The sequence below is a fragment of the Endozoicomonas sp. SESOKO3 genome (assembly GCF_024606255.1).
In genome coordinates this window covers 1-4,749 of the sequence record NZ_JAHHPR010000383.1, presented here as the reverse complement: position 1 = coordinate 4,749, position 4,749 = coordinate 1, and the positions used below count along the sequence as shown (strand labels likewise).

The 4,749-nt window shown below is 47.2% G+C and carries 1 protein-coding gene; it reads left to right on the top strand.

Features of this window, described 5'->3' with window-relative positions; translation table 11 throughout:
* Window positions 1-239: 239 nt before the first annotated feature.
* On the top strand, window positions 240-4,749 hold a 4,510-nt coding region (locus KDK18_RS06680), incomplete at its 3' end, for a hypothetical protein (RefSeq protein WP_257254095.1).

Below are 4,749 nucleotides of genomic sequence, written 5' to 3'. Positions count from 1 at the left end.
AATGGTCGTTCTCCCATGCAGAAAGTATTCCTTACTTCTACACTCTGGGTGCCTTCTACAATAAGCAACAGGACGATGATCAAAAAGTTCATGGCCATTAAGGGAAATAACCACTCAGTCCAGATTTCTAACTGAAACAGTGACCCGCTGACAGCCACGAGCGATTAGAAGTCGCTTCCTCGCCTGCTGTGGCAATCACTTTTCACAGTAATAAAAATACTCAGCTCTGAGGCAGTAGAATGAGATATTTTCGCCCCAATGCATTAAGCCTTGCAGTGGCCATAACCATCAGCTCTTCCGTCATTGGTACACAGGCACTGGCCGATCGCAGACTGCAGATAAAATCTGTCGATATTCAGGGCAATAGACATACGGAGTTTACCCAGAGCGAGGTCATCGTTAAGCCAACTTTAGGAGATGACCAGCAGCCAATACCCAAAACCTTTACCACCACTTACCCTGACCAGACTGAAGTCAGAGCGGGCTACGACATTCCTTCTGAAGGCTTCACGGACATTCTTTCTGGCATTGAGGGTGGTGTTGCCAGTATTGATCAGTTTGCAACAGACGAGAATGACGTTGCTCAGAAGTACAGCAAAATCCTGAAGGTGGGAAATGAGGGGGTCTTCAGATTCACCCATAACCTTGCAGAAGAGAAACTGCTTATCGAAGTCAGAGAGAGTATGACCCATCAGGATTCAATCAGGACTGTTCGGGCTCAATTAGGGGGCACCTGGAGATTAGAACCGTTTACTGGCATTGCCAGCACCGATCATCTGGTGGGAGTGCTGAAAGGGGCGAATAAAAGGGCAGGCAAACTTGGCGAAGCTGATCACTATGTTGCCCTTGCCATCCTCGAAGTAGACAAGGTTGAAGTGAACCGGCGCACTTTCATGCGTCTCATCGCCGCAGCAGATCAGCCTCCTGAACTTCAGCGTCTGGGTCAATCACTTTTTGTTAATGATGAGGTGCTTTTGGCAGCAGCCACCTCCGCCTATACCCAGGTTCATGTTCTCGGAAAAGATTTACAACAGGGCATTCTGGATGATCTTTTGTCATACCATAAACCCGTCGGCTATGTTGTTCACGTCGAGGATGAGACACAGGCTTATCCTGTACCTGCTGGTTATCCAAAACTGGAAGTAACAGAGACTCCGGGAGAGATTATTGTTTTCCGTGGTCAGAAACAGAATCCGACCGATGTCGCTTTTGTGGAAGGTCTCTATTACATCTGGGATAAATTTGGCTGCAATGCCCCCACTCCTTATACAACAGCACGAGTTAAAAAAGACAAGGTCAAAAGCTACAAGTACGTTATTCGAAGCAGGCAAATGGCAATGCTGGAGGAGTTTTCTGCACAGCAAAATGCTGGACTTGACTCAGGTGAACAATACGATGATAAAGTGGCAACGCTTGCGTACTATGAACATCTTCAGCAGGCATTGACCAGTGCTGCTTCAGTTGGAGCAGATGAATTTAAATTCACAATACCGCACGTCGGATTTACTTCGTTCTACTTCATGCCAACCTGGATGCATATTCAGTTCGTAAAACACTTCGGCTTCAAACCTGCGCTAAGAAATTTTCTGACTAGCTGGCATTTTGTTCAGGATATTCACGAAGTTATACCCAGCTTCAACAATATCTATAACAAATATTTTTATGATGATCCTGCCAGCGATTCTTTTGACAAAGGCGGTAACTTTGTTTCCAAAGTCATTGGCGACTTTGCCGGGCAGCTGATTGAGATGGAAAACGAGCTGGCAGAAAAACAAGCCGGACACATCGGCCAGAAAATCCATGAAATCAAACAACCGGTTGCCGCAACATCAATTGCCTCAACATCGTTTGCTGCAACAGGACAGCCCGGGGAAGAAGCTTTAGAAGAAGAACAGGCGGCCATTGAAAGCAAGCAGGATATGGCTTCAGACGATGAAAACGATCCGTATACCCGCAAGCAGTCGCTTCAACAGCAGTTGCGTCAACTAAAAGCAGAACTGGCCGATCGGGAACAGGTAATCGAGAATAGTCTGGCTGACATTGAAAGTCAGCTCGGTCTGACCCCGGATCACGAAAAGAGCCCGGAAGTCCGTTTTCAGGCCATTAAGCAACAAAATAAGAAACAGATAGCTACGATCGTACTACAACAGCACCATCTTCAGAACCATATTCAGCAACATTTCCAGCACCATCTTGAGCAACAAGGCAGCAGAACAAATCTTGAAAAAGAAGATGAAATCAGGGCCCGCTATGCAACCATCGCCGCACATTTAAACATTCAGGATCTCGATAGCAATGCAGGTGTTGACGCTCAAGAAGAACATCTGCTTCAAAAGCTTAAGACAATGGATGCTCAAAATAAACGCCTGCTTCAGAGAGTTAAGAGACTTAATAATCGAAAAGATTTAGAGGATTCTTACACCAGGGCGAGAAAAGACGCTCTGGCTGCCGTTCTTGGTATTGATCCAGGTAAAGACAGCAAACTGAAAGACCGCGACACACTGGAAAGAACGGTATATTTCAAGCTCTTCAAGCTTGCAAGGCTGCAAAAGGAACTGGATGACATCAAAACACCCGGCCACCCCAAAGCTATGCCTGAAGTCCTGGAGACACTGAGTAACGTGGAAAAAGCCCTGGAGAGGGATCCCCCCGGTAAAGAGTTCGATGTCTATCTCCGTCGCAAGCATATTTCTGAAGACATGCAGAGATTTATCAGGGAAGCCAGACAACGGGCAGATGAAGAAGCCCTGGATATACTGGATGCCGTAGAAAGAATACTCAACCTCGAAGTCAACAAAGAGGATGACAAAACAGCAAGACTCAGCAGAATTCATAGAATACTTGACGCCGATAATCTCTCAGATGACATACTGAATGATATAGACATTACCCTTTGGACACACAATGGCAAGGCTCTTGACGAGAAGGACCTCAAACTCAAAAGACTCCTTGCGCATCTTCATTATAAAGTCGAAGACCAGGGTCCGAATAAGCAAGCCACAGAACAACAGACCAGGCTGCTGGACGATGTAGAAGCAATACTTACCCTCGCAATGAATGAAGCGCAAAGCAGAGCAGCAAGACTTGCCCTGTTTGATGAAATAATTAAAGTCGATAATCTCTCAGATGGCACACTGGATCTGATAGATCAAACCGTCTGGAAACAAGACAGCGCAAATCTGGACGATAGGGCTCTCAAACTCAAGAAGCTTGGTGTGAGTCTTACCTATAAAGTTGAAGATTCGTATCTGGATGCGCTAAGCGATGCACGACAGAACAAAATGCTTGAAGCTATAGAGATAGAGGTGGATATCTACCTTCGTCGATGCCTTGCTGCTGAACAAAGGGGCATGGCCTTCACTGCCAAACTGGCCAGTGATCTGGATGTGGCATTTGAAGAAGATGCCAACCTGATTGAACAGAAGGACGCCCTGATAGCGAAAATTTGGGTGTTAATTGATGAAGTAAACCAGGTCTACGAGGATGAAAGTGTCAAAAGGGCCAGAAACAATGAAATGGCCTATCAGCTCAATATTAAGGATTACAAGGAAGATGCCACTATCGACGACCAGAACCGTTTGATTGAAGCAAAACTCCTGCAGCTGGATAAAGAAGTTTTCAAGGCGGATCAGCCTACCGTTGATGAGCGAATCGCAGCTATTGAAGATGAGCTTGACAAGCAAATGGCTCGGCTGGAGCCTAAACCCCGGTACGCTCTTGACCGTGAGGTAGCCATGACCAGGCGAACAATAAAAGAAGCTGAAAGTGAGCTGGAGGCGGCTAATCACAATCTGGACGCTATCCTTCGCGAACAGGTGGTATTTTCAGGTCGTACTGACGCCCATCCTGCTGCCTTGGATGAAGACGAAAAAGCACTCAATCAGGCAATAAAAAAAATTCAGACCAGATTGGCTCCGCCCGCAGATGATGAGCAAACCTCTGACACCAATCAAGGACGCAGTACTGCCCTGAGAAACAAACGGTTACAACCGGGCGGTGATCACGCTGATGCCGACAAGATCTGGCAACTGCTTCAGGAACAGGCCAGTCTGGAAGCTCAGATTGAAGGCAGGAAAGCAGACATTGGAAGAATGAAAAAAGTCCTGAAGGCTGCCGAAGAAGCCGTCGAAAATGACGGCACCCCCTCCCAGTACACGCCGATACAGGCAAAAATTCTCGACGATCTCCACACATTCGCGCAGCAGCACCCTCTCAAACAACTAGCTCTGCAAGCTGCAAATGGTCTGGCAGAATTAGCATTAGAAAACGGTAAGGAAATACCCTACTTTCCGACTATTGATTTTGACGACGAATTTGCACCCATTGGCTTGCGAGCAATGGTCGGAGACAAGCTGACGTTTGAACAGGCCAGTTGGATTGTGGAAGTTTTCAAAAACCTGAAAACGACCTTTCCTGAACCTCCTTTCGAACCTGCAGAAGATCATCCGCCCCTGAGTGTCCCGTACACAGTCCTGCGGCTGACTTACGCGGCCAGGCACGGAATAGAAAGAGGGGCACAAGAATACGACGACAGAATTCGCAGCATGGGCTCAGCAGGCATTCACTACATCGAGCATCTACCAGGAGTTCTGGCAGGCGTTCTGAAAAGCTTCCCGGAATACTTTGCTACCCGTTCTGCCAGTGGTAACAAGGTCATCGCTTTGCTGCGTGAAGGACGGATCAGCAAGACTGAGCTTGAGAACTACATGAAGGCCATCAGAGGTGTCGACGGTTATCAGACAGTGGCTG